Genomic DNA, 25633 nt, shown 5'->3' with positions numbered 1-25633 from the left:
GCTACTTCTTGGCCTTGTCCTTGGATTCGTCCGTTGTGAGGGCGGCGATGAAGGCTTCCTGGGGCACCTCGACGCGGCCCACCATCTTCATGCGCTTCTTGCCTTCCTTCTGCTTCTCCAGCAGCTTGCGCTTTCGGGTGATGTCACCGCCGTAGCACTTAGCCAGGACGTCCTTGCGGATGGCCCGGATGCTTTCGCGGGCAATGATCCTCGATCCGATGGCGGCCTGGATGGGCACCTCGAACTGCTGCCGCGGAATGAGTTCGCGCAGCTTGCCGGTCATCATCACACCGTAGGCGTAGGCCTTGTCACGGTGCGTGATGGCGGAGAAGGCGTCCACCTGTTCGCCCTGGAGCATGATGTCCACCTTGACCAGATCGGCGACCTGGTCGCCGTCGGCCTTCCAGTCCAGCGAGCCGTAGCCGCGGGTCTTGGACTTGAGGATGTCAAAGAAATCGAAGACGATTTCGGCCAGCGGGAGGCGGTACCGGATTTCCACCCGGTCCTCGGAGAGATAGTCCATGCCGCCCATGATGCCGCGCCGGCTCTGGCACAGCTCCATGATCGCGCCGACATACTCGTTGGGCGCCAGGATGGTGGCGGACACCATCGGCTCGCGGACTTCAGCGATCTTGCCGCTGGGGTACTCGCTGGGGTTCGTGACGTGGATGACCTTCTTGTCCTCGAGGGTCACCTCGTATTCCACGTTGGGGGCGGTGGAAATCAGGTCCAGGTTGTATTCGCGCTCGAGCCGCTCACGGGTGATTTCCAGGTGCAGCAGGCCCAGGAATCCCACCCGGAACCCGAATCCCAGCGCGGCGGACGTCTCCGGCTCGTACACGAGCGCGGCATCGTTGAGCATCAGCTTCTCGAGCGCATCGCGGAGCACGGGATAGTCCGTACCGTCCAGCGGATACAGGCCGGAGAAGACCATCGGCTTGGCATCCGCATAGCCGGGGAGGGACTGGGTGGCCGGCTTGGCCAGGTTGGTGACGGTGTCGCCCACCTTGGACTGCCGGACGTCCTTCACCCCGGTGATGAGGTAGCCCACCTCGCCGACGCCGAGGCCTTTGGAGGGGGTGGGTTCGGGTGAGCTGACGCCGATCTCGAGGAGTTCGTGGGTAGCGCGGGTGGACATCATCTGGATGCGTTCGCGGGGGTGCAGCATGCCGTCCACCACACGGACGTAGGTGACGACGCCGCGGTAGGTGTCATAGACCGAGTCGAAGATCATGGCCCGGGCTGGGGCATCCGGATCGCCGGTGGGGGCGGGAAGGTCGCGGACGATCTTGTCCAGCAGCAGTTCGACGCCGGCGCCGGTCTTGCCGGAGACGCGCAGCACGTCCTCGGGGTCGCCGCCGATCAGGCTGGCCAGTTCGGCGGCGTACTTCTCGGGCTGGGCCGCGGGGAGGTCGATCTTGTTCAGGACGGGGATGATGGTGAGGTTGTTTTCCATCGCCAGGTAGAGGTTGGCGAGGGTCTGGGCCTCGATGCCCTGCGCCGCGTCAACGAGCAGGACCGCGCCTTCGCAGGCTGCCAGCGAGCGGGAAACCTCATAGGTGAAGTCAACGTGTCCCGGGGTGTCGATCATGTTCAGGGCGTAGCTGGTGCCGTCGAGCTCCCAGGGCATGCGGACGGCCTGGGACTTGATGGTGATGCCGCGTTCACGCTCGATGTCCATGCGGTCCAGGTACTGGGCCTTCATGTCACGGGACTGGACGACTCCGGTGTACTGGAGCATCCGGTCGGCCAGGGTGGATTTGCCGTGGTCAATGTGCGCAATGATGCAGAAGTTCCGGATGATGGCCGGATCTGTTGCGGCAGGCACCGGGGCGGTGCGGGCCATGGGAGACACGCAGGGTCCTTACTGTTGGCATTTGACGGCTCGGCGCGGACGGCGTTCGGCCATCCAGCGGCACGCCGCATATCTGATTTACCAGTCTCCCACGTCCGGGCCCATGGGAGTGCATTCCGATCGGATCCGGCGGCGCACTGCCGGTATGGTTTCCCCATGGCCCTGAACCTACGCTCGATCGGCAATGCAGTCCGCGGCGCGCTCCGCTTCCTCGACAGGCTCGGCAGTGCAGCCCCGGCTCCGTCCCGCAGGCCCGCGGGGAAGAGGCCCGGGCAGGCGGCCGCCGGGCCCGGCGGCCGGAAGAACCAGGTACGTGGCGCAGGCGGCGCCGCCGTCGGACTGGCCGGAAAGTATCCGGGAGACTTCCGCGGGACCGCGGCCGTCCGGTACGGACCCTCCCCCAACGGCCTTCCCGAACCGGGCGAGATCGTCTGGACCTGGGTGCCTTTCGAAGAGGACCATTCCCAGGGCAAGGACCGGCCGGTCCTGCTGGTGGGCAGCAGGGGCCGCTACCTGCTGGGCCTGATGCTGACCAGCAAGGACCACGACGGCGGCTCCCGCCGGTCCGGGGACTATGTGGACATCGGCACGGGCCCCTGGGACCGGCTGTCTCGTCCCAGCGAAGCGAAGCTGGACCGGGTCCTGCAGATCAGCCCGGAGGATGTCCGGCGTGAAGGGGCCATCCTCGACGCCGGCCGGTTCAGCATCATTGCCTCGGCACTGCGCGGGCGGCACGGCTGGACTTAGCCGCCGCTCCGGCCCTGCAGTCCGCCGCGCCGGAGCGGCGACTGATCGCCACGGTCATGGCGTCTCTGCTATTATTGACAGCTGTGTGTCCGTGCAGGTCGACGGCCACAGATGGTTGGTCGCCATAGGTATCCCCACGCCGCTCAGTCAATGGCCAATCTGAAAGCCCTCTAGACCATTTTCCGCATTGAAAAAGAGAGTTCACACGTGGCTAATATTAAGTCCCAGAAGAAGCGCATCCTCACCAACGAGAAGGCCCGCCTGCGCAACAACGCAGTCAAGTCCGAGCTGAAGACGGCCATCCGCGCCGTCAACACCGCCGTTGAGTCCACCGACAAGGATGCCGCGGCTGCTGCTCTGCTTTCTGCCAGCCGCAAGCTGGACAAGGCTGTCAGCAAGGGTGTTCTTCACAAGAACAACGCCGCAAACCGCAAGTCCGCGATCTCCAAAAAGGTCAACGCGCTCTAAAGGTTTCCAGTTCATCTGAACTGATGATTGTGGCCGGCACCCCTGGGTGCCGGCCACTTCCGGTTTAACGTCCACTGTGAGCCGCAGCCTGGCAGCCCCGAGGCCGGGGCCACCTCCGGGTAGGCCCCGTGTCAGCGGGTATGCCCCGTGTCAGCGGCGGACCGAGCCCGCGATCACCGTCACGGCGTGTTCCACGGCGTAGACCGGATCCCGGGAGAGTCCCTTCACCTGCGCGTCGGCCTCGGCGGTCACCTGGATGGACCGGACCAGCCCCTCGGGAGTCCAGCGCCGGACGTCCCGCTGGGCCTGCTCCACGAGCCACGGCTGCAGGCCCAGCTGCTTGGCGATCTGTGAAGAGGAGCCCTGCGCTCCGGCCACCTTGGCCAGGGAGCGCAGCTTCGAGGCCAGCGCCGCCACGATCGGAACCGGGTCTGCCCCGGTGTCGAGGGCGTGGCGGAGGGTGGACAGTGCAAGGGGCGCGTTGCCGGCCATCGCCGCATCGGCGACCTTGAAGGCGCTGGCTTCCACCCGCCCACCGTAATACCGGTCCACCATGGCGGCGTCGACTCCGGTGGTGGCGTCGGCGATCAGCTGGCTGCAGGCGGCCGCGAGTTCGGCAAGGTGGGCGCCGACGGCGTTGACCAGCGCGTGCATGGCGTCCGGATCGATGCGTCTGGACGCCGCCTTGAATTCGGCTGCAACGAAGGCAATCTTGTCGGCGTCTTTCTTCAGCGGCTGGCAGTCGACCACGGGCCAGCCGCCGGCCTTGACGGCGTCCAGCAGTTTCTTGCCGCGGACTCCCCCGCCGTGGCGGAGGACCAGGACGGCGTCCGGCTCCGGCCGCGCAAGATACTTCAGGGCATCGGCCAGGAAGGCGTCGTTCATGGCCTCCAGCCCTTCGACCTCGATGAGCTTGTGCTCGCCGAAGAGGGAGGGGCTCACGTTCATGGCCAGCGAGCCAGGTTCGTAGCTCCCGGCGTTGAGCCGGGTCACCTCGACGTCGGGCTCTGCCGCGCGGACCTGAGAGCGGATGCGGTCCATCGCCCGGCTGCCCAGGTAGTCCTCCGGCCCCCCAACCAGCACCACGGCGGCCGGGGTCACGTCACGCCAGGTGGCGGTCCTCGGCGCGGAAGTCCTGGTGCGTTGGGTCTGGGCAGCAGCCACTGAAGATTCCTCCCGGAAGTTGGTTTGCAGAGTCTAAGCGTGCCACGCCCGGACCGGTCCACCAAGCCGTGCCGGTCCACCAAGCCGTGCCGCCCATGCCGGACGGCCAGGCCGCGTTGGCCATGCCGGCCGCGCCGGACGGCCAAGGACAGGTCGAGGCAGGCCACAGCCCAGGAGTGCGCCGCAACGGCGAGCCGTACGGCCGCGGCGCGGTGCAGGGCGAACCAGAGCGTCGCAAGCGAGGCGACGGAGAACAAGGCCATCGTTGTGAGGCCGAAGAGGCCTTCCGGCCATGGCAGCACGGCCCCCGGGAGGGCGGTGAAGAAGCGTGCGACACCGGCCACGCCGCCGGCAAAGGCACCCGCAACCGCCATCAGTGCCGCCGCGAGAGGAGGCACCAGCTGCACGAGCGGGACGGCCGCGGTGCCGAGCAGTGTGACCGGGGGTACCAGGGCGGCTGCCGCGACATTGGCCGGCAGCGCGTAGGCGGAGAACTGGGGCTGCAGCAGCACGATCACCGGCCCACAAAAGACCTGCGCGGACAGGGGCACGGCCAGTCCGGCAGCCACCCATCGTGGCACCGCGGGCGGCAGCCAGTCCATGATGCGCCGCCCGGCCACGACGATTCCCAGGGTGGCCAGCACGGAGAGGATGAATCCGAAGCGAGTGGCCAGGCCCGGATCCGTGAGCAGCAGGCCGATCACCGCAAGGCAGAGGAAGCTCAGGCCGCGCCCTGCCCGGCCGAATGCCAGGGATGTCAGGCCGATGGCCCCCATGAGGGCGGCCCGCAGCACGCTGGCGTCCGGACCGACCATCAGCACGAACATCCCCAGCCCGGCCAGGGAGACCGCCGCAGCCGCGCGCCGGGGAAGCCGCAGGCTGCGCGCCGCCAGCAACAATGTTCCGAGGATCAGGCTGCAGTTGGCTCCGCTGACGGCGGTCAGGTGGGTCATCCCGACGGTTTTCATGGCGCCGTCCAGCCCTGCGTCCAGCCTGCTGGTATCCCCGGTGACCATCCCGGGCAGGAGGCCACGGGCATCTCCGCCCAGCGTGGCCGCGGCGGCAGTGAAACTCCGCCGGAGCATGCCGGGTCCCTCCTGCCAGCCATCGGGGGCACCGAGTGTTACCGGCACGGATGATGCTGACAGGATTCCGGCATCCGTCTGCCCAGGCTCGGCAGCCTTCAGCCTTCCGGTGGCGCGCAGGCGCTGGCCCGGGACAAGGTGTTCCCAGTCCTTGCCCCCCAGCACGAGGAGGCTGGCCTCGGAATCAACCCTCTGACCCGCCGAATACATGACGAGCAGCGTCGCCGGGACTGCCCACCGGTCGGCGAGGCCGGATCGTCCCGGCACCCTGAGCTGCCGCGGATGGCCCGCGATCTGAAGTTCCGCCACGACGGCCGCATGCGCGGCGCCGGCCTCCGCAACGGCTCCGTCCTGGCGCAGGGACGCCGCGACGGCGGAGTGGGCGCCTGCTGCGGCGGCGAGCAGCATGGCAATGGCAAGGGTCGTCAGAAAGCTCCGTGGTGCGGGCCGGCCTGATACGTGGCCCCGCCCGGCCGCTCTCTGACGCCGGGCCCCAGGGACGGCGCCCGGGCTGGTCCCGGGGTTGGTCCCGCTCCCGCGCCTGGCCTTTGTCCGCCCGCGCGCGCTTACCCTGGCCAGGATCACTCCCGCTGACGCCGTCAGGATCAGGCATAACGCCGCCAGCGGGACCGGGGCAAGCCAGCTTCCGGCGACGGCCGCAGCCCAGACCAGCAACGCCGGGGGAACCAGCCGGAGGTCCGTCCGGCGCGGACGCCCCTCGGACGGGGCCGCTGCGGCAGGCTCCGGAATCAGCCGGGCCAGGAGCCGGGCCCTGGCCTCCGCCCAGCGGCCAGGCGGCGCCTCCTGCCCCGGCGCCTCCCGCCCCGCCCCGGGCCGCCTGGACGATGCACCCGCGGGAGCTGCCGCCTCCCGGGACCCTGTCCGGGGTTCGCTTACGGCTGCCTCAACGTACCGTTGCCAGCGGCTCGGCTGTGCCATCCCGGGCCCTTCGATTTCAGACCCGGACCAGGGGAAGAAGGGCCTCGAGCATCTTGGGCCCCACTCCCTCCACCGCGTCCAACTCGTGCACCGTCTTGAACCGGCCGTGCTGCTTGCGCCAGTCCACGATGCGCTGGGCCAGGACCGGCCCGACTCGTGGAAGGGTCCCCAGCTCCTCGACACCCGCGGTATTCAGGTCGATCTTTCCGCCCGGAGCGCGGGAGCCGCTTTCCCCCGCCCCGCTTCCGGATTCCCCGCCGGCCTCCCCCGGCCCAGGCTCCGCCGGATCCCCCCGCACCGGAACAAGGACTTTCTGGCCGTCCTCCAACACGGCGGCCAGGTTGAGCCGGTCCGGATCCGCGGCGGCTGTGCTGCCGCCCGCCGCGTCGATGGCTTCGTGCAGCCGGCTCCCCTGCGGAAGCTCCACCACTCCGGGCTTGGCCACTGCGCCGGCAATGTGCACGATGATCTGCCCGGCAGCGCTGCCTGCACCGGACGGGGCATCCGCGTCCCCGCCGCCCGCTGAAGGCCGTTGACCGGATGCCGGGGACACCTCACTGAGCGGGATCCCTTCCGGCGTGCCGGTGGCGACGCGCCACCAGAACCAGCCGCCCAGGACCGCGGCAAGGACTGCGACCAGGACGGCGGCCCGCAGCCCGGTCCGGCCCCTCAGCCTGGCGGACATCGGTCGCCTGCCGCCCCGGCAGCCACCGCCGTCGTCTCCAACTGGGGACCCGGCTTCCACGGCGGACAAGGGCAATTCGAGCAGGCCGCCGCCCATGCCCCCGTCTGCTGACCGGCCCAGGGTTGCCGACAAACGGTCCCGGGCAGCCCTGACGCCCATGGCGGATTCAGCTCCCGGGTTCCGGCGTGACATAGGGCCCACCCTAGGAAGGGCCGGAGCACGCGTACACCCCCGGTCCGGCCTATGTGGAAACAAGTAGTGGGCAGGACCCGATACGTAATCCCTACGCTTAAATCCCCGGCCGCGGAAGGGTAATGTCTGGATCCTGAATCGGGGAAAGACCTTGCCGGCTGGGGGCAAAGCTATTCGCCTGGCCGTCCCTGCCAGGCGTCGAGAGCTGGTACGCCATGAAGAAATTCCTTCTGCCATCCGCAGTGGTTGCGCTGGTGAGCGCCGCTTTGATGGCCCCGCCGGCAGAGGCGGACTCCACCCAGACAGTTCGCTTTTCGGTTTCCGGACTCTACTGTCCTGAAGACGGCGTCTACGGAATTTCGCATGTGTCGGTGAACGGTGCCGCGGGCATGCGCGCGGAGCAGAACTTCATTTGGAACACGAAAACCGCCGCCACGTCGATCAGTTCGGTTCCGCCCGAAGGGGCGCTCGCCAACGTCACCGTCACCTACCGCTGCAACGTCAAGGTGCTGTGGTGGTATGAAGCGGGCAGCGGCCAACAGGCGGCCGGTACCCGCTGGGTGTACGGCTCGGGCCCGCAACCAGGCTATACGCTCTTTCCCTAGCGGCTACTGCTGGTAAGTGATGTAGGCCTCGTATTGCACCCGCCATTTCCCGGGGGCCGCGGGGTCGGGCACCGTGGTCGTGAGGAACTGGACGCTGGTCACCTGGCCCTTGAGGTATTTCAGCCATTTGGTCACCTCTTCGGCGACGTCCCTGTCGAGTTGTGCGACGTGGTGAACTTGCATTGCCATGGGGGCCTCCTGTGCCGGTGGGGAGACTGTACTACCAGCGCTCCGATTCAGCCACTATTCCGCCGTTCTACTCCCCCGCGGCGGCCCCTTCGGTTGGTCCGCAAGCGCCGCCGGCAGGCTCCTTGGCGAGCGAACCGCCGTCGAGCGGTGTGCTGCTTTCCCCCACGATCACCGCCAGCACGCCGAGACCGGCGTGCGCCGCCAGCACGGCCGGAAGGGCGCTGATCTGCGCCGGCGGGGTATCGGGCAACAGGACCGCAAGCCGTGACGCAAGCTGGTCCGCTTCTGCCGGGTTGCCGAAATGGTGGACGGCGAGCCGCGCCTGGCCATCCGGCCGGGACAAGGCATCGGCGGCGACGATTTCCTCAAGCCGGGCAATCGCCTTCGCCGCGGACCGGACGCGTTCCAGCGGAACGATCTTTCCGTCCTCGACCGCCAGGATCGGTTTGATGGAAAACATGGTGCCCCAGAGCGAGGCGGCCGCGCCGATCCGGCCGCCGCGGCGGAGTTGCTCCAGGCTCGGGACATAGAAATAGACCCTGGCGCGGGCCAGCCGTTCCTCGGCGAAGGCCCTGACCTCCTGGGCGTTCCTGCCGTCAGCCGCGGCGACGACGGCGCTCTGCACCCCCATGCCCTGCGCCATTCCCACGGTGCGTGAGTCCACCACCTCCACCGGGATGCCGACGCGGTCCGCAGCGAGGCGGGCGGAGTCTGCGGTGCCGGAGAGCTCTCCGGAAATATGGATCGATACGACGGACTCGAAGCCTCGTTTCAGCGCCGCAAGGTAGGCCTGTTCGAACTGCCCCGGCGAGGGCCGCGAGGTCTTAACGGGCATCCCGCTGGCGAGGGCGACCGCGATCGTGGCCGCAATGTCATCCTCGCCCTCACCGTAGATCTCGGCTCCCACCATGACGGGCATGGCGACGACTGTCAGCCGGCCGTCTGCCGTGCACGCCCGCACCCATTCGGCGGGCAAGGCGGCGGCGGAGTCCGTCACCACGGCCGTGCGCACGACGGCGGCGGGCACCGCCTCGGGGACGGCGCCGGGCGGCGTCGCCTGCCGGAGCCGGATGAGGCGCTCCTTCAGCCACGGCCAGCCTGGCGGCTCGCGGTCTGGCACCAAGGGCCTCCTGCCGGCTGGTTGCGCTGTCCTGGAAGTCTGTCCGGTCCTGCTGCGGACCGGCCGCCGGCTTTCACCGGCGGCCGGCTTTGAATTCGCCTGGCCCGGCTAGGCCGGGACGATGTTGACCAGTTTAGGCGCCCGGACGATCACGGTGCGGATGCCCCGGCCGTCGAGGGCCCGCTGCACATTCTCCGAGGCCAGCGCCAGTGCGCGCAGCTCGTCCTCGCCGATGCCCGGCGATACCTCCAGCCGGTCGCGCACCTTGCCCTGGACCTGGACGACGGCGGTGACCGAGTCCTGCACGAGCAGCGCCTCGTCGTGGGTGGGCCAGCCGGCGTTGGCCACCGACGCGGGATGCCCCAGCACGTTCCACAGGTCCTCCGCCGTGTATGGCGCGAAGAGGCTCAGGATGACCGCGACGGCCTCCACGGCCTCCCGTACTGCCGGGTCGGCCCCGCCTGCGCCGGTGCCTGCGTCAATAGTCTTGCGGGTCGCGTTGACCAGCTCCATCAGCTTGGCCACGACCACGTTGAACTTGTTGTGGTCCAGCAGTGCCTCGGCATCGGCTATGGTGCGGTGCGTGACGATGCGCAGGGCGCGGTCACCGGTAGCGAAGTCGACGCCGGGTTCGCTCGCGACGTCCTGTCCGAGCCGCCAGGCCCGGGCCAGGAACTTCGCGGAACCCGAGGGCGAGACGTCCGCCCAGTCCACGTCGTCCTCCGGCGGGGAGGCGAAGATCATGGTCAGGCGTACGGCGTCGACGCCGAACTTGTCCAGCTGCTCGCCGAGGTCAACGCCGTTGCCGAGGGACTTGCTCATGGCTTTGCCGCCGTTGAGCACCTGGCCCTGGTTCAGCAGCGCGCTGAAGGGTTCGTCGGCGTCAAGCATGCCCATGTCGTGGATGACCTTGGTGAAGAACCGGGCGTAGAGCAGGTGCAGGATGGCATGCTCCACGCCGCCGACGTACTGACCGACCGGCATCCAGTCGTTGATCTTCTCGGGATCGAACGGCCCCCCGGTGTACTGCGGGGAGACGAAGCGCAGGAAGTACCAGGAGGAATCCACGAAGGTGTCCATCGTGTCCGTGTCCCGCTTGGCCGGCCCGTGGCAGTTGGGGCACTGGACGTTGACCCAGCTTTCGACGGCGGCCAGCGGTGACGTGCCCTTCGGGGACAGGTCCTCGCCGCGCAGCTCAGCCGGCAGCGTGACCGGCAACTGCTCGTCCGGGACCGGGACCTCGCCGCAGGCCGGGCAGTGGATGATCGGGATCGGGGTGCCCCAGAAGCGCTGGCGGCTCAGCAGCCAGTCGCGCAGGCGGAAGTTCACGAACTTCTCGCCGGTGCCCTGCTGCTGCAGGATTTCAATGGCGGCCGGGATGGCTTCTGCCTTGGGCAGTCCGTCCAGGGCGCCGGAGTTGATCAGGGTCCCCTCGCCCGAGGTCGCGGTACCGCTGACTGCGGGGTCTTCCTCGCCCGTGTCCAGCACGGCGCGGACCGGCAGGTCAAAGGTGCGGGCGAAGTCGAGGTCGCGCTGGTCGTGGGCCGGGACGGCCATGATGGCGCCGGTGCCGTAGTCGGCCAGGACGTAGTCGGCGGCCCAGACCGGCAGCTTCTCACCGTTCAGCGGGTTGACCGCGTAGCGGCCGGTGAAGACGCCGGTCTTCTCTCGCTCGGTGGACTGGCGCTCGATTTCGGAGAGGGCCTTGACCTGCTCGCGGTACGCGTCCAGGGCGGCGGCGTGCTCGTCCGTGACCAGCCCGACGGCCAGCGGCGCATCGGCCGCCACCACGAAGAAGGTGGCGCCGTACAGCGTGTCCGGGCGGGTGGTGAAGACCGTGACGTTTTCCGCGGGCTTGCCGCCGTCGGCCTCGATGACGAAGGTGACGTGCGCGCCTTCGGAACGGCCGATCCAGTTCTTCTGCATCGCCAGGACACGCTCGGGCCAGTGGCCGCGCAGTTCGTCCATGTCGTCCAGGAGCCGGTCGGCGTACTCGGTGATCTTGAAGTACCACTGGTTCAGGGACTTCTTGGTGACGGGGGTTCCGCAGCGCTCGCACGCTCCGTTGACGACCTGCTCGTTGGCAAGCACGGTCTGGTCCTTGGGACACCAGTTGACCGGCGAATTCTTGCGGTACGCCAGGCCACGCTCATAGAAGCGCTTGAACAGCCACTGGGTCCAGCGATAGTACTCCGGGTCCGAGGTGTGGATGCGGCGGGACCAGTCAGCGGAGATGGCGTAGCGCTTGAAGGATTCCGCCTGGGTCTCGATGTTGGCGTAAGTCCACTCGCTGGGGTGCGCATTGCGCTTGATCGCGGCGTTCTCGGCCGGCAGCCCGAAGGAATCCCAGCCGATCGGGTGCAGCACGTCGTAGCCCTGCTGGCGCAGGTAGCGCGCGACGACGTCGCCCATGGCGAAGGCTTCGGCGTGGCCCATGTGGAGGTCGCCGGACGGGTACGGGAACATGTCCAGCACGTACCGGCGTTCCTTGGACCCGTCGTCGAGGGGCGTGAAGACCTTGAGGTCCTCCCAGACCTGCGGCCATTTGGCTTCCATCGCCGCGAAGTTGTAGGCGCCCTCCTCGGGCGCTTCCGTCGCGGCTGGTGCTGCTGTTCCGGTCTCTGTCTCCGGCTGAACGCTCACTGCTGGCCTCTTCTGTTCTGTCAAGCCTGGGTACCGCCATGTCTGTGCTGCCATGTCTGTACCGTCAAGGCTACTTGTTCTGCCCTGACCCCTCTGTCCCCTGTGCTGTTCTCCGCCGGGGACCGGACGGGACCCCCAGACACACAAAAGCCCCTCGACATGGAGGGGCTGCCGCTCGGCAATCCGAGTTCTCTTCGGGATGCCGGGCGGCTAGCTAAGCAGAAGGATCGCACGCATAGAACTACTTTAGCGTCTCCGGCTGGTCCGCGGCGAAATGGAAGGCCCCGCCGCCGGGCCTAAACGGAGGGCTCCGGTCAGGCTTAGCTGACCGGAGCTCCCGTTGGGTGAAGGCTGTGCGAAGGCTTACTTCACGTCGTCGTCGACCCAGTCCATGGATTTGGTGACGGCCTTCTTCCAGAGGCGCATCTGGCGGTCCCGCTCGGCCGACTCCATCTTCGGCTCCCAGCGCTTGTCCTCGGACCAGTTGGCCGAGCACTCGACCAGGTCCTTCCAGAAGCCGACGGCGAGGCCGGCCGCGTAGGCAGCGCCCAGCGCGGTGGTCTCGACAACCTTCGGCCGGATCACCGGAACCCCGAGGATGTCCGCCTGGAACTGCATCAGGGCATCGTTGGCGACCATGCCGCCGTCGACCTTCAACTCCGTCAGCGGCACTCCGGAGTCGGCGTTGACAGCGTCGAGCACCTCGCGGGTTTGGAAGGCCGTGGCCTCCAGCGCCGCGCGGGCGATGTGGTTCTTGTTCACGAACCGGGTCAGGCCGACGATCGCGCCGCGGGCATCGGAGCGCCAGTACGGGGCAAACAGGCCCGAGAAGGCCGGAACAATGTACACGCCGCCGTTGTCCGGGACCGCGGCAGCGAGGGTCTCGACTTCCGGGGCGCTGCTGATCATGCCGAGGTTGTCACGCAGCCACTGGATCAGTGAACCTGTGACGGCGATCGAGCCCTCCAGCGCGTAGTGCGGTGCCGCATCGCCGAGCTTGTAGCCCACCGTGGTCAGCAGCCCGTTCTTCGAGTGGACGATTTCCTCGCCCGTGTTGAAGATCAGGAAGCAGCCCGTGCCGTAGGTGTTCTTGGCTTCCCCGGCCTCGAACGCCGCCTGCCCGAAGGTCGCCGCCTGCTGGTCGCCCAGGATGCCGGCGACGGGTACTTCGCGCAGCAGTTGGGAGGTGTGCACCGTGCCGTAGACCTCGGAGGAGGACTTGATGGCTGGCATCATGGAGGCCGGGACGCCGAAAGCGTCCAGGATCTCCTGGTCCCAGGACAGCGTCTCGAGGTCCATGAACATGGTCCGCGAGGCATTGGTCACGTCGGTGACGTGCACACCGCCGTCGGTCCCGCCGGTCAGGTTCCAGAGCACCCAGCAGTCCGTGTTGCCGAAGACCAGATCGCCGGCTTCAGCCTTGGCGCGGGCGCCCTCGACGTTGTCCAGGATCCACTTGATCTTGGTGCCGGAGAAGTAGGTCGCCAGCGGCAGGCCCACCTTCTGCTTGAAGCGCTCCGGTCCACCGTCTTTGGCCAGTTCATCCACGATCGGCTGCGTGCGGGTGTCCTGCCACACGATGGCGTTGTAGACCGGCGTGCCTGTCGTCTTGTCCCAGACGACGGCGGTTTCGCGCTGGTTGGTGATGCCGACGGCGGCGATGTCGTGGCGGGTCAGGTTCGCCTTGGACAGGGCCGAGGCGATCACTTCGCGGGTGTTGTTCCAGATCTCGGCGGGGTCGTGCTCCACCCAGCCGGCCTGCGGAAAGATCTGCTCGTGCTCCATCTGGCCCGAGGAGACGATGTTGCCGCTGTGGTCGAACACGATGGCGCGGGTGCTGGTGGTGCCCTGGTCAATGGCGATTACATATTGAGACATCGTTGTTTCTTTCTGTAGTAACGGATGCAGGGAATCTTGGCGCGGGGACTACTTGACCACAATGGGAATCCACTGGGACATCAGGCCGCCCAGCACGCCGCCGATGATCGGCCCAACAATCGGCACCCAGGAGTAGGCCCAGTCGCTGGAACCCTTGCCCTTGATGGGCAGCAGGGCGTGGGCGATGCGCGGGCCGAGGTCACGGGCAGGGTTGATGGCGTAGCCGGTGGGTCCGCCGAGGGAGGCGCCGATGCCCACAACCAACAGGGCAACCGGCAGCGGGCCAAGGCCGGCAGCGCTCTTGCCGAACATCAGGATCACGAAGACCAGCACGAAGGTGCCGATGATTTCCGTGACAACGTTCCAGCCGTAGCTTCGCATGGCCGGGCCGGTGGAGAACACGCCCAGCTTGTTGGCGGCCAGCGGCTCCTCGTCGAAGTGCTGCTTGTAGGCCAGCCAGCAGACCACGGCACCGATGAAGGCACCCAACAGTTCCCCGCCAAAGTAGGTGAAGATCGATGCGGCATCAACGGGAATGCCGGGGACGAACTCCTTGGCGCCGCTGGACACGATGCCCAGGGTCACTGCGGGGTTCAGGTGAGCCCCGGACTTGGCAGCGACAAACACGCCGGCCATGACCGCAAGACCCCAGCCCCAGTTCACCAGGTGGAACCCACCGGCGTTGCCCTTAGTGCCCTTCAGCGCAACGTTGGCCACCACGCCGCAACCCAAGAGGGTGAGCATCATGGTTCCCATCACTTCGGACAGGAAAACTAATCCAAGAGACATCTTTGACTCTCCTCTATTTTCTGTTGTCGGCCCTTCGCGAGTTTGAAGGTCCGTTGGGCCGGCCGCGCGTTGGCGCCGCCGGCCGGCTACTGCGCCGGCCGCCGGGGCGGACCGCGCAGGTCTTGCGCCCGGGTTTCCCGGTCCGGGCACGTATGTCGTGTCAGGAAACCAGGCTGTGGACCCGGACACCGTGGAACCGCTGGAGCACCTCCTCGGCATGGCTGATCTCAAGGGCCCGGGTTGCCGTGTCCCAGCCCAGCGGCCCGGACAGGATGCCGGCAACCTCGTTCAGCAGTTCTCCGGTCACGAGTCCCCGGAAGGCGAGGGAAGTCCGGCGGATCAGGACGTCGGCCAGATGCCCGATCTGTTCGTTCTGCGCCATGAACGCCAGCTCGCGGACGCTCAGTTCATGGGTGGAATGCAGGAGCCGGTCCGCATCGCCGTCGGGGGCGCTGTCCATGAAGCCGATGACTTCCCCGGCCCGGGTCCCGTACCGGGTCAGCAACCCTGCGGTGCGCTCAGCGCCGCGGCCGGCGGACATGTGGGCCTTGATCCACCGCTGGACGCCGTCAGCATTGTCCGGGAAGCCGGCGCCGCCGCCGATGGGGAGCCTCGCCGTCGAGACCTTCCTTTCCATGCCGAGCTCGGCGAGGACGTCATTGCTGAGGTGCTCCGCAAGGGCCCGGAATGTGGTCCACTTGCCGCCCACGAGGCTCAGGACGACGGCGCCGCCGCCGGGCGCCGCAACCGCGTCATCCGCTGCGGGCGCCGGGACGGCCCGGCGTTCGATCCGGTAGTCCCGGCTGACGAAACCGGGCTGCGTGGCGTCGTGCTTCGGAAGCGGGCGCACGCCCGCGAAGGAATAGACAATCTGCCCGCGGCTCACCGCCACATCCGGGAACACCTGGCCGATCAGCGCGAAGAAGTAGTCGATCTCGGCCTCGGTGCAGACGGCGTCCTCGGCCAGGTCGGCGTCGACGTCGGTGGTCCCCACGAGGACCCGGTCGCCCATCGGGTAGATCAGCACGATCCGGCCGTCCGTGTGTTCGAAAAAGATCTCCCGGCCGTGGCACGCCTCCAGCAGCTCCGGGTGGTCCAGCACGATGTGCGAGCCCTTGGTGCCGCCCATGAAGGACGATGCCGCGCCCAGGGCCCCGTTGGTCAGGTCCACCCAGGCGCCGGTGGTGTTGACGATGACGTCCGCCGTGAAGTCAAACTCCTCCCCGGTGAGTTCATCGCGGAGCCGGACAGTACTTCCCGTCCGGGCGCTTCCGGCTTCGCCGCCTGCTCCGGGCATGGAGACAAGCGAGACGTAGTTGCTGGCGCGGGCCAGGCCGCCGCCCGCCGCGCCGGCCTTTTCACCGTCCTGCAGGACATCAAGGGTAAGCCGTTCCGGGTTGTGGACCGAGGCGTCGAAGTATGTCGCGGTGTACTTGATGCCGGGGTGCAGCCGCGGCAGTTCGGCGAGGGCCCGCTTGCGGCCGCGGAACTCGTGCCGCGGCACCGAGCCGCCGTCGCGGGAGAAGAAGTCGTACAGGCTCAGGCCAAGCTTGATCAGGACGGCGCCCCGTTCCTGGGGCCTTCCCCGCTGCTTGTGGGTCAGGAAGCGCAGCGGCGCGGCGAGGATGCCGGAGAAGGTGCTGAAGACGGGAATGGTGGTCTGCAGGGGCTTCACATAGTGGGGGGCGATCCGCAGGAGGCGGTTGCGCTCCACCACGGACTCCTGGACGAGGCGGAACTCGCCGTTTTCGAGGTAACGGATACCGCCGTGGATCATGTGCGAGGAGGCGCCGCTGGCGCCCTGGCAATAGTCGCCGCGCTCGACGAGCGCCACATCCACCCCCTGCAGGGCCAGGTCACGGAAGGTACCCACTCCGTTGATGCCGCCGCCGATAATGAGCACCTGTGCGTGCCGCCGCGTCCGCAGCTTCTGCACTGATGCGCGCACGCTGGCCGGGGCCTGGATGCGGGATGAATCCTTGTTTCCCAAAACTGCTCCCTGGGGTGTGGTCAGTCGCGGCGCGCCGCAGGGCGCACCGCCGTTCATCACTATTGTTTGGAGTAATGGAAAATGGAGTCAAGCACTATGCACAAACGTGCAGAACGGAAATGGGATGACACCCTCACGCCACTCCGACGCCCTCCGCGCGGCCCAGCTTTACTACCTTCAGGACCTGACGATGGACGCGATCGCACGCGAACTCCGGACGTCCCGATCCACGGTTTCGCGGCTGTTATCGGCGGCGCGTGAATCCGGCCTGGTGCAGATCCAGATCCGGAGTCCGCTGGACACCGGGCCCGAACTGGAGAACATGATCCGGGCCGAATACAAGGTGGATGTTCATGTTGTTCCCGTGGTGGACACGCTGAACGAGGCGGAAACACTGGACCGGGTGGCCATGCAGGCGGCCCGGACCATCGGCCCGCTGGTGGACTCCAACGCCATCATCGGAGTGGCCTGGGGGTCCACCCTGAGCGCCGTCAGCCGGCACCTGACGCGCAAGATCACCCATGACAGCGTGGTCGTCCAGCTCAACGGCGCCGGGAACATGCAAACCACCGGCATCACCTACGCTTCGGACATCATGCGCCGGTTCGGCAGCGCTTACGGCGCACGGGTCGAGCAGTTCCCGGTCCCCGCCTTCTTCGACCACGCCGCGACCAAAACCGCGATGTGGAATGAGCGCAGTGTTCAGCGCATCCTGGCATTGCAGGCGCGGATGAGCATCGCGATCTTCGGCGTCGGATCGGTCGACGCCGACTACCCCAGCCATGTCTATGCGGGCGGCTATCTTGACGAGGAGGACCTTGTCGTCCTGGCGAATTCCGACGTCGTGGGCGACGTCGCCACCGTCTTCTTCCGGGCCGACGGCTCCTCGGACGGGATCACGCTCAACGAACGCTCCACCGGGCCGGACCTGGCCCGGCTCCGGCAGGTCCGGCGTCGTATCTGCGTGGTGTCCGGCGCCTCCAAGATCAACGGGCTGCGCGGCGCACTGGCGGCGGGCCTGGCCACGGACCTGATCCTCGACGAGGCCTCCGCCCGGCGCCTGGTGAGGTACGACGGCCTGTCCTGAGCGGGTACCGGACGGCCTGTCCCGTGGGGCGGCAGGCCGCGGAGTCGGTAAAGTCAGTGCTATGAAACCCTCGCCCCGGCTCAGCCTCAATAACGGCGTCCTGATCGACCAACTGGGATTCGGACTCTACAAGGTCCCCCCGGCCGATGCTCCCGGACTCGTGACGATGGCCATCGAAGCCGGCTACCGGCACTTCGACACCGCCGCCATGTACGGCAACGAAACAGGCGTCGGACGGGGAATCGGGACCCTCTCCGGATTCACCCCGGGCGACGATACCCGGGGCGGTTCCGGCGAATCCTCCCCGGCGCTCTCCCGCGAGGACCTGTTCATCACCACCAAGCTGTGGAACGACGACCACGGCTACGACGCCACCCTGCGCGCCTTCGACACCTCGATCTCCAACCTCGGCCTGGAATATGTGGACCTGTACCTGGTCCACTGGCCCTGCGCCCGGCGCGGGCTCTACACGGAAAGCTACCGGGCACTGGAGACGCTGTACCGCGAGGGCAAGGTCCGGGCGATCGGAGTTTCCAACTTCCAGCCCGCCCACCTGGAGCACCTGCTGGAAACCGCGGAGGTCGTCCCCGCCGTAAACCAGGTCGAGCTCCATCCCTGGCTGCAGCAGGCCGAGCTGCGATCCCTGCACGGCAAGCTCGGAATCACCACCGAGGGGTGGAGCCCGCTCGGGCGCGGCCAGGCCCTGAAGGATCCGGTGGTGCTGGCGCTCGCCGCGGAGCACGGCCGGACCGCGGCGCAGATCATCCTCCGGTGGCATGTCCAGCTGGGCAACGTCGCGATCCCCAAGGCGAGTTCCTACGCCCGGATCCGGGAGAACCTCGACGTCTTCGGCTTCAGCCTGGATGCTACGGACATGGCGGACCTTGCCGCCCTTGAACGCGGCTTCCGCACCGGCTCCCACCCCGACGCCGTCAACTAGGATTCGAACGAATGGAACATGTGGACACCGCCCCCTCCCCCACGCCCCTTTTCAGCGCTGAGCTGCCGGCCCGCACACGGGCCGCGGCGGTGGACCTCGACGGCGGCGCGGTTGCGTACTGGAGCTACGAGCCCGTCCGCGTGACCCCTGGAACCCGGACCATCCTGGTGATCCACGGCTTCCGCGGCGACCACCACGGACTGCTCCGGGTCGCCGACCAGCTGCCCGAGATGCGCCTCATCATGCCGGACCTGCCCGGGTTCGGCAGCTCGCCGGCTTTCAGCGGCGGCGAACACAGCGTCGGACGCTACGCGGACTTCATCGGTGACTTCATGGCCGCCCTGGGGCTCGGTGCGGAAACGGTCCTGCTGGGCCATTCTTTCGGCTCGATCGTCGCCAGCCATTTCGTGGCGGCCAACCCCGGCGCGGTCGCGGAGCTGATCCTGGTCAACCCCATCGCCGCCCCCGCCCTCGAAGGACCCAAGGGGCTCATGACCAAACTGGCGGTGCTGTACTACGAGGCCGCCGCACGGCTCCCGCGGCGGATCGGTCTCGCCCTGCTGCGCAGCCAGCTGATCGTCCGGGTGATGAGCGAAGCGATGGCCAAGACCAGGGACAAGGACCTCCGGAGGTTCGTCCATGCCCAGCACAGCGCCTATTTTTCCGCGTTCGCCGACCGGGACAGCCTGCTGGAGGCGTTTAAGGCCTCGGCCGGCAGCAACGTGTCCGAGGTGGCCCGCCGGCTCACGCTCCCGGTGCTGCTGATCGCGGGGGAAAAGGACGAGATCGCCACCCTGCCGGACCAGCACAAGCTCTTGGCGCTGCTGCCGGACGGCAGCCTGGATGTCATTCCCGGCGTCGGGCACCTCATCCACTATGAAACCCCGGAACCCGCCGCGGCCTTCATCCGCCGCTTCCTGAAGGACCATGCAGCGTGAAAATCCTCATCGACGCCCGCTTCACCAGGCTGGACCATCACGACGGGATCAGCCGCTACGGCGCGAGCCTCATCGCGGCCACGGCCAGGATCGCGGACGTCTCGATGCTGATCAGTGATGTCCGCCAGCTCGCCCTCCTGCCTGAGGTGCCCTACACCCTGATCAACAGCCCGCTCTCCCCCGCCGAACTGTTCGTGGCCGCAAAGGTCAACAGGCTCGGCGCCGATGTGGTGGTGTGCCCCATGCAGACGATGGGCAGCTGGGGCCGCAAGTACGCCCTCGTGCTGACCCTGCATGATCTGATCTACTACGAACACCCGGAACCTCCGGGATTCCTGCCGGCTCCCGTCCGGGTCCTCTGGCGCCTCTACCATAAGGCGTTCTGGCCCCAGCGGGTCCTGCTGAACCGGGCCGACGTCGTCGCCACCATCAGTGCGACCACCGCGGCCCTGATCGCAAAGTACCGGCTCACGAAGCGCCCCGTCCGGATTGTGGGCAACGCCCCGCAGCATGGACATACCCCTCGGGACCCGGAGGCGGGGGCGGAAAGGACGCTGCTCTACATGGGCTCCTTTATGCCGTACAAGAACGTCGAGACCATGATCAGGGGCATGGCGGAGCTGCCGGAGATGACCCTGCACCTGCTCAGCCGGATCAGCCCGGCCCGCCGCGCCGAGCTTGAAGCACTCGCCCCGGCGGGCGCGGCGATCGTTTTCCACAACGGCGTGACCGACGCCGAGTATGAGGCCCTGCTGGCCCGCGCCACGGCCCTGGTCAGCCTCTCCAAGGCGGAGGGCTACGGGCTCCCGCTGGTGGAGGCAATGTCCCACGGTACCCCCGTGATCGCCAGCGACATCCCGATCTTCCGCGAAGTGGGTGAGGACGCCGTCAGCTACGTGCATCCGGATTCGCCGGCGGAGTTCGCCGGGGCCGTGCGGAAGCTTGAGGAGCCCGAGTTGTGGAAGGCACGCTCCCGCCGCTGCGTGGAGCGCGCGGCCGACTTCAGCTGGGACACGTCCGCGCGCAGGCTCCTCGAAGTCGCCGAAGAGGCCGTGGCGCTGCGGGGACGCCGCTCCCGGGCCGGGAAGCAGCCAGCGCGGAAGTAGCCGGCACGAAGAATCAATCCGGTCCGCACCCGCCGCGAGGCCGGGAAGCCCCCGGCCACGCGTCGCGGGTCATGGAGCACCCATTTGCCACAGAGGGCCGCTATGGGGCCGCCATTCCGGCCGTCTGTGGCGAATCGCCGGCACCTGGCCGGCCATCGGCCAAACGTCCGCCAGCCGCGCTCACAGCCTCCGTGGGAAGTGCGCCTAAAGCACGTCGACGCCGTCGAGCCGCAGCTGCACGGGCTCATCACTGCGTTTGGCGGCGGCAGCTGCCTTGACCGCCCGCATCACCTTGGTGGCCTCCGCGGCCTGCGCGTACGGGATGAACAGCAGCGTCCGGACATCCCCGCCGCCGTCCCGGGGCCGCTGCCGTGCCCCCGCAGGGCTGCCGGCCTGGTCAGCCGACGGCCCGGGGGTCAGCAGGGGCGCCGGTCCTGCCGCCCGCAGCACGATCCCTTGCGCTCCCAGCCGCTGCTCGACGGCCAGGGTGAAGTGTCCGACGGCGGTCCGGCCGCCGGTGATGGAAGCGACCCGGACGGCAGGCGGAAGCTGCAGTTCCTGCCGCAGGGCCAGCTCCCGGCGGGCATAGCCGGCGGCATCCCAGCGCAGCAGGGCCCCGACCCCGGCGGCGTCATCGGCCGTGATGACCACGAGGCCGCCGTCCGGTGCCGGGCGCACCAGGGCGGCGGCGTTGAACCAGCGGCGGACGGCGTCCTCCCCGGCCCGCAGGTTCTCCCGGCGCAGCAGTGAATCCCCGTCAAGCAGCAGGGCCGCGGCGTAGCCGCCCGGGGCGACCGGCTCCGCCCCCACCGTAGCCACGACCAGAGCTTTCGCATCCGGCACGACGGCCAGGACGCGGTCCCCGGATGAGGTCATCACGGGCGTTCCGGGAAAGGCCCGGCCCAGTTCCTCGGCCGTGCGGAGGGCCCCGGTGGCGGCTCGCCGGAGGCTCACGCCGTTGCACGTGCTGCAACGCCATGCGGGGGCCGGCGCGGAGCACCAGCGGCATTGCGGCGCGGCGGAGCTGCCGCCGGACCCGACAATGGCCAGCGGGCCGCTGCAGGCCGTACAGCGTGCCGGTTCACGGCAGTTCTCACAGGCCAGCGAGGGCGCGTAGCCGGCCCGGGCCACCTGGACCAGGACGGGTCCGCGTTCCAGGCCGTCCTTCGCGGCCCGCCAGGCCGCGCCCGGCAGCCGTGCGATCCTGGCGAGCGGATCATGCTCGAGCTCGAAGCTGTCCGCCGTGTTGAGCACCCGCGGGACGGTGCGGCGGACGACGGTGCGTTCCGCCTCGACGGGCCAGGCCCAGCCGGACTCGACGAGCCGCTGCGTTTCCGTGCTGCGCGAATGTCCCGCCAGCAGGCAGGCGGCGCCCTCCTGGCCGGCGCGGAGCAGCAGTACCTCGCGGGAGTGGGCGTACGGGGAGCGCTGCTCGATATGGAGGTCATCGCCGTCGTCCCAGCAGACCACGAGTCCCAAGCGGCGGACGGGAGCGTAGGCAACGGACCGGGTCCCGATGGCGACGCCGGCAGCGCCGCTGAGCACCCGCAGGAAACTCCGGTAGCGGGGCGTCTGGCCGTCGTCCGCCGTAAGCCGGGCGATATCGTCGGCGGGGAGGAGTTCGAGCAGCGCGGCCTCCACCCGGTCCAGGTCGCGGTAGTCGGGCACAACGACGACGGCGCCCCGGCCGGACAGGCGGACGGCGGCGACGGCCCCCGCCACGAGATGCGGCCAACCTGCCGGGCCGAAGCCCTGGAGCGCGCTCAACACGGCACGCGGGGACTCCCCGGCGGTCAGGTGCTGGAGGAAGGCCGGACCGTTGCGGTAGCCGGCCCAGCCGGCACCCGGCGCGGACGCCGCCCGGGAACCAGGCCCCGGAGCCATCGCGGGCCCGGTGGTGTCAGACGCGGCCGGGGTCGGGGCCGCGAAAAGGGCCGGATCCAGGCGTCCGTCCGGGGCGAACTCCTTTTCGAGTTTCGCCATCCGGGGCGGCACGGCCACCCGCAGGACATCACTGACCGTCCCGGCGTACCGTCCGGCGACCCGTCCGGCGAGTTCCAGGACTGCCGGGGTGAGCACCGGCACCGCAGAGACGACTTTGTGCAGCGGCACCAGGGCATGCCCGGCGTCGGACTCCGCGGTCCGGTCCACAAGGTAGCCGGGCAGTTCCTGGCCGTTGAACTTCACCTTGACCCGGACGCCGGGCTGCGCCGCGGCGTCCAGGCTGGCCGGGACGCTGTAGTCGAAGGGCCGGTCCAGATGAGGGAGGGAGGATTCGAGCAGCACCCGCGCCACCGGCAGTTCCGCCGCGAGGGCGGGGCCGGATGCTTGCGCAGCCGAGGCGGGAAAGCCCTGCAGCAGGGACAGCTGAAGGGGTCCGCCGGGCACTCTGCCGGCAGGCAGTGGATTCATGGCGGCACCTCCCCTCCGGATCGTTTCGACACAGCAGCTAAATCGACACAGCAGCTAAATGGCAAGTAGCCAGGCCGCCGGTAGGCGGCCTGGCTACAGCAGATCACATGGCACTGACAAAACGGCGTTGCATGCCGGTGTGGTTGCAGGCTTCAGGCCCCGGGGCCTCAGGCGTTGAAGAATGACTTGAGGTCGTCCACCCTGTCCAGCCGCTCCCAGGTGAAGTCCGGATCTTCGCGGCCGAAGTGGCCGTGGGCGGCGGTCTTGGCGTAGATCGGGCGCTTGAGGTCGAGCGCGTCGATGATGGCCCGGGGGCGCAGGTCGAAGATCTCGGCGATCGCGGCGCTGATCCGGGCCGGGTCCACGGTCTCGGTTCCGAAGGTCTCCACGTAGGTTCCCACCGGGCGTGCCTGGCCGATCGCGTAGGCGATCTGGATTTCGGCGCGCTTGGCGAGCCCGGCGGCCACGACATTCTTCGCGACCCAGCGCATCGCGTAGGCCGCGGAGCGGTCGACCTTGGACGGGTCCTTGCCCGAGAAGGCGCCGCCGCCGTGGCGGGCCATGCCGCCGTAGGTGTCGACAATGATCTTGCGGCCGGTGAGGCCGGCGTCGCCGACGGGACCGCCGATGACGAACGCTCCGGCCGGGTTGAGGATGTTTTTGGTCCGCGAGATGTCCAGGTTCGACATCGCCATGACCGGATCGACGACGTACCGGGCCAGGTCGGCGCGGAGTTGGTCGAGGCTGGCGCCTTCGGCGTGCTGGCTGGAGATGACGACCGTCTCAACCGAGACCGGGCGGTCGCCGTCGTAGCCCACCGTGACCTGGGTTTTGCCGTCCGGGCGGAGGTAGCCGAGCAGTCCGTTCTTGCGGACTTCGGTCAGTCGCTCGGAGAGCCGGTGCGCGAGCCAGATCGGAACGGGCATGTAAGAGGGGGTCTCGTCGCTGGCGTAGCCGAACATGAGGCCCTGGTCCCCGGCCCCCTGGAGGTCGTAGTCGTCCTCCTGGCGCCCTTCGCGTGCTTCGAGGGAGTTGAACACGCCCCCGGCGATGTCGTTGGACTGCTGCCCGATGGAAACGGACACACCGCAGCGGGCGCCGTCGAAGCCGTTGGCCGAGGAGTCGTAGCCGATGCCGAGGATGGTCTCACGGACGATCTGCGGGATCTCAACGTATGCATCCGTGGTCACCTCGCCCGCCACGTGGACCAGGCCGGTGGTGGCCAGGGTCTCCACGGCAACGCGGGATTCTGGGTCTTTGGAGAGCAGGGCGTCGAGGATCGCATCGCTGATCTGGTCACAGATCTTGTCCGGGTGCCCCTCGGTCACCGACTCGGAGGTGAAGAGCCGGAGCGAAGCGGGTGTGGACCCGTGGAAATCAGGGATGTGCAGCGGTAAAGTCACTCAACTACCTTACTGGTTGGAAAACGGACGTCCGGCGGCGTGTGTCGCTGTGCGAAGGAGACGGTGCTTATGCCAGGCTCAGGCCGGCGGGACAACCCGGCTCAACTCGGCGCTGATGCGGTCAATCACGGCCGCCGCAACATCGGACTTGGAACCCGATGCCTCCTGGGGTTCGGAGCCGGAGCGGGAAAGGATGACCACCGAGTTGCTGTCCTGGCCGAAGACCTTGCCCTGGCCTACCTGGTTGACCACCAGCAGGTCGCAGGCCTTGCGGCGGAGCTTGGCCTCTGCGTACTCGAGGACGTCGCCCTCGGAGTCGCCCGTCTCGGCTGCGAAGCCGACGATCAGCTGGTCGCGGGAGGCGGCGTCGCGGACCTCGACGAGTTCCTGCAGGATGTCCGGATTGCGCACCAGGGAGATGACGGGATCGGCGACGTCGTCGCGCTTCTTGATCTTCGTCCCGGAGACGTCGGCCGGACGGAAGTCCGCCACGGCGGCCGCCATGATCACGACGTCGGAGTCGGCGGCCGCGTGCAGCGCCGCCTTGCGTAGTTCCAGTGCCGTCTCGACTTCAACGAGTTCGACGCCGTCCGGTGCAGGGACGTCCATGTGGGCGGCCAGCAGCCGGACCCTGGCACCGGCGTCGCGGGCCGCGATGGCCAGGGCCACTCCCTGCTTGCCGGAGGACCGGTTGCCCAGGAACCGCACGGGGTCCAGCGGTTCACGGGTGCCGCCGGCGCTGATGGTGACGGTGAGCCCCGCGAGGGGCTGCTTTGCAAGCGGCAACGCCGGGGGCGGGAATGACGCCGGGAGCGCACCCGTCCCGGCCGGCGCGCCGGCCAGGACCATGGCGGCCTCGAAGATGGCCTCGGGTTCGGGCAGGCGGCCGGGGCCGGAATCCGCGCCGGTCAGCCGCCCGCTGGCGGGCTCGAGCACGGTAATGCCGCGGCTGCGCAGGGTTTCGACATTGGCCTGGGTTGCCGGGTGGCGCCACATTTCGGTGTGCATGGCAGGGGCCATCAGCACCGGCCCATGGGCCATCAGCAAGGTGGTGCCCAGCAGGTCGCCGGCCTGGCCGGTGGCGGCGCGCGCCAGTAAATCCGCGGTGGCCGGGGCCACCACGATCAGCTCGGCCTCGTGGCCCAGGCGCACGTGGTTGACGGCGGGGACCTCGTCAAAGACGCTGCTGGTGACGGGGTGCCCGGACAGGGCTTCCCAGGTGGCGACGCCGACGAACCGGGTGGCCGCCTCCGTGGGGATGACCGTGACGTCATGGCCGGCTTCAGTAAAAAGCCGGAGGAGCGACGCCACCTTGTAGGCGGCTATCCCTCCCCCGACTCCGAGGACTATGCGCACGTGATCTCCGTCAACAGGCAGTCAGTCTATTTTGCTTCCGGA

At 68.4% G+C, this 25633-nt stretch carries 20 protein-coding genes; 7 read left to right on the top strand and 13 right to left on the bottom strand.

Features of this window, described 5'->3' with window-relative positions; genetic code table 11:
* Position 1: 1 nt before the first annotated feature.
* A complete protein-coding gene (gene lepA, locus E5206_RS12010) occupies positions 2–1855 on the bottom strand; it encodes a translation elongation factor 4 (RefSeq protein ID WP_205759910.1) in 1854 nt (617 codons plus the stop codon).
* Between the two features lie 156 nt (positions 1856–2011).
* On the opposite strand from lepA, the gene E5206_RS12005 reads away from it, so the two are divergent.
* A complete protein-coding gene (locus tag E5206_RS12005) occupies positions 2012–2602 on the top strand; it encodes a type II toxin-antitoxin system PemK/MazF family toxin (protein WP_136322678.1) in 591 nt (196 codons plus the stop codon).
* Positions 2603–2809: 207 nt separating this feature from the next.
* Entirely contained in the window at positions 2810–3070 is a 261-nt protein-coding gene (rpsT, locus tag E5206_RS12000) for a 30S ribosomal protein S20 (RefSeq protein WP_024365662.1), read from the top strand.
* A gap of 150 nt (positions 3071–3220) precedes the next feature.
* Here rpsT and holA read toward each other — a convergent pair whose 3' ends face one another.
* The 3 genes from holA to E5206_RS11985 form a co-directional block, all read right to left on the bottom strand.
* Positions 3221–4234 carry a DNA polymerase III subunit delta gene (gene holA, locus E5206_RS11995; protein ID WP_136322677.1) on the bottom strand — a complete coding sequence of 338 codons (1014 nt, stop codon included), beginning with the start codon at positions 4232–4234 and terminating at the stop codon, positions 3221–3223.
* A complete protein-coding gene (locus tag E5206_RS11990) occupies positions 4168–5727 on the bottom strand; it encodes a ComEC/Rec2 family competence protein (protein ID WP_240689683.1) in 1560 nt (519 codons plus the stop codon). The genes holA and E5206_RS11990 overlap by 67 nt, the downstream gene beginning before the upstream one ends.
* 547 nt (positions 5728–6274) lie before the next feature.
* On the bottom strand, positions 6275–6943 hold the full coding sequence (locus tag E5206_RS11985; RefSeq protein ID WP_240689681.1) for a helix-hairpin-helix domain-containing protein: 669 nt from the start codon (positions 6941–6943) through the stop codon (positions 6275–6277).
* Between the two features lie 407 nt (positions 6944–7350).
* Between E5206_RS11985 and E5206_RS11980 the strand changes: the two genes are divergently transcribed.
* Positions 7351–7740 (top strand): hypothetical protein, encoded by a 390-nt coding sequence (locus E5206_RS11980; RefSeq protein ID WP_136322675.1) that lies wholly within the window; start codon positions 7351–7353, stop codon positions 7738–7740.
* Positions 7741–7743: 3 nt separating this feature from the next.
* Here E5206_RS11980 and E5206_RS11975 read toward each other — a convergent pair whose 3' ends face one another.
* The 6 genes from E5206_RS11975 to E5206_RS11950 form a co-directional block, all read right to left on the bottom strand.
* A complete protein-coding gene (locus E5206_RS11975) occupies positions 7744–7929 on the bottom strand; it encodes a hypothetical protein (protein ID WP_136322674.1) in 186 nt (61 codons plus the stop codon).
* A gap of 67 nt (positions 7930–7996) precedes the next feature.
* A complete protein-coding gene (locus tag E5206_RS11970) occupies positions 7997–9049 on the bottom strand; it encodes a DegV family protein (protein ID WP_136322673.1) in 1053 nt (350 codons plus the stop codon).
* A 108-nt stretch (positions 9050–9157) separates the two neighbouring features.
* On the bottom strand, positions 9158–11692 hold the full coding sequence (gene leuS, locus E5206_RS11965; RefSeq protein WP_136322672.1) for a leucine--tRNA ligase: 2535 nt from the start codon (positions 11690–11692) through the stop codon (positions 9158–9160).
* 363 nt (positions 11693–12055) lie between these two features.
* On the bottom strand, positions 12056–13570 hold the full coding sequence (glpK, locus tag E5206_RS11960; protein WP_136322671.1) for a glycerol kinase GlpK: 1515 nt from the start codon (positions 13568–13570) through the stop codon (positions 12056–12058).
* 48 nt (positions 13571–13618) lie between these two features.
* On the bottom strand, positions 13619–14359 hold the full coding sequence (locus E5206_RS11955) for an MIP/aquaporin family protein (RefSeq protein WP_136322670.1): 741 nt from the start codon (positions 14357–14359) through the stop codon (positions 13619–13621).
* Between the two features lie 160 nt (positions 14360–14519).
* On the bottom strand, positions 14520–16349 hold the full coding sequence (locus E5206_RS11950) for a glycerol-3-phosphate dehydrogenase/oxidase (RefSeq protein WP_240689679.1): 1830 nt from the start codon (positions 16347–16349) through the stop codon (positions 14520–14522).
* 124 nt (positions 16350–16473) lie between these two features.
* On the opposite strand from E5206_RS11950, the gene E5206_RS11945 reads away from it, so the two are divergent.
* The 4 genes from E5206_RS11945 to E5206_RS11930 all read left to right on the top strand — a co-directional run bounded on the left by E5206_RS11945 (position 16474) and on the right by E5206_RS11930 (position 20420).
* Positions 16474–17436 (top strand): sugar-binding domain-containing protein, encoded by a 963-nt coding sequence (locus E5206_RS11945; RefSeq protein ID WP_136322668.1) that lies wholly within the window; start codon positions 16474–16476, stop codon positions 17434–17436.
* 61 nt (positions 17437–17497) lie between these two features.
* A complete protein-coding gene (locus E5206_RS11940) occupies positions 17498–18376 on the top strand; it encodes an aldo/keto reductase (RefSeq protein ID WP_136322667.1) in 879 nt (292 codons plus the stop codon).
* 11 nt (positions 18377–18387) lie between these two features.
* The gene (locus E5206_RS11935) at positions 18388–19314 is read left to right on the top strand and encodes an alpha/beta hydrolase (protein WP_136322666.1); all 927 of its coding nucleotides are present in this window, start codon (positions 18388–18390) and stop codon (positions 19312–19314) included.
* Positions 19311–20420 (top strand): glycosyltransferase family 1 protein, encoded by a 1110-nt coding sequence (locus tag E5206_RS11930; RefSeq protein ID WP_136322665.1) that lies wholly within the window; start codon positions 19311–19313, stop codon positions 20418–20420. Before E5206_RS11935 ends, E5206_RS11930 begins: the two co-directional genes overlap by 4 nt.
* Positions 20421–20624: 204 nt before the next feature.
* On the opposite strand, the gene E5206_RS11925 is transcribed toward E5206_RS11930, so the two are convergent.
* The 3 genes from E5206_RS11925 to E5206_RS11915 form a co-directional block, all read right to left on the bottom strand.
* Positions 20625–22832 (bottom strand): primosomal protein N', encoded by a 2208-nt coding sequence (locus tag E5206_RS11925; protein WP_136322664.1) that lies wholly within the window; start codon positions 22830–22832, stop codon positions 20625–20627.
* Between the two features lie 167 nt (positions 22833–22999).
* The gene (gene metK, locus E5206_RS11920) at positions 23000–24235 is read right to left on the bottom strand and encodes a methionine adenosyltransferase (protein ID WP_136322663.1); all 1236 of its coding nucleotides are present in this window, start codon (positions 24233–24235) and stop codon (positions 23000–23002) included.
* Positions 24236–24313: 78 nt separating this feature from the next.
* Positions 24314–25591: a bifunctional phosphopantothenoylcysteine decarboxylase/phosphopantothenate synthase gene (locus tag E5206_RS11915; protein ID WP_136322662.1), complete on the bottom strand. Its 1278-nt coding sequence runs from the start codon at positions 25589–25591 to the stop codon at positions 24314–24316.
* Positions 25592–25633: the final 42 nt, after the last annotated feature.

Source organism: Arthrobacter sp. PAMC25564 (genome assembly GCF_004798705.1).
In the GTDB taxonomy this organism is placed as follows: Bacteria; Actinomycetota; Actinomycetes; order Actinomycetales; family Micrococcaceae; genus Arthrobacter.
The sequence above is the reverse complement of the archived record's forward strand: the minus strand, read 5'-3'. Positions and strand labels throughout refer to the sequence as shown.